1 protein-coding gene is annotated in these 510 nt (G+C 54.7%); it reads left to right on the top strand.

Translation table 11 applies throughout. The annotated features are described in order from the left end of the window. Positions 1-510, top strand: a 510-nt coding sequence (locus tag L6963_RS11705) for an IS256 family transposase (RefSeq protein ID WP_237225473.1), incomplete at both ends; no start/stop codon positions are given.

Genomic DNA, 510 nt, shown 5'->3' with positions numbered 1-510 from the left:
TCCTGACCGAGCTGAAGAACCGTGGCACCGCTGATATCTTCTACCTGGTCTGTGATGGGCTCACCGGCCTGCCTGAGGCCGTGAATGCGGTCTATGAACGCACGATTGTGCAAAACTGCGTCATTCACATGATCCGCAATTCCATGCATTACGCCCCCAGGCAGCACTGGGAGGCGATTTCCCGGGATTTGAAGCCGGTCTATCAGGCGGTGACCGAGCAGGCTGCGCAGGCGGCTTTGGAGGCCTTTGGGCAGAAGTGGGATGAGAAGTACCCGGCTATTAGTGCTTTGTGGTGGCGTCGCTGGGAGGAATTTATTCCTTTTTTGTCGTATGAGATGGAGGTTCGTCGGGTGTTGTATTCGACGAATGCGATTGAGTCTTTGAATGCTAGGTTGCGGCGTTCTGCCAGGTCGCGTGGGCATTTTGTGTCTGAGGAGTCGGCTTTGAAGTTTATGTATTTGACGGTTCGGTCTTTGGATCCTTCAGGTGCTGGTGCTCGGCGGTGGATGA

This window comes from Rothia nasimurium (assembly GCF_928392795.1).
Taxonomy (GTDB): Bacteria; Actinomycetota; Actinomycetes; order Actinomycetales; family Micrococcaceae; genus Rothia; species Rothia nasimurium_F.
Note: the sequence above shows the minus strand (reverse complement) of the source record. Positions and strands in the feature narration are given on the sequence as shown.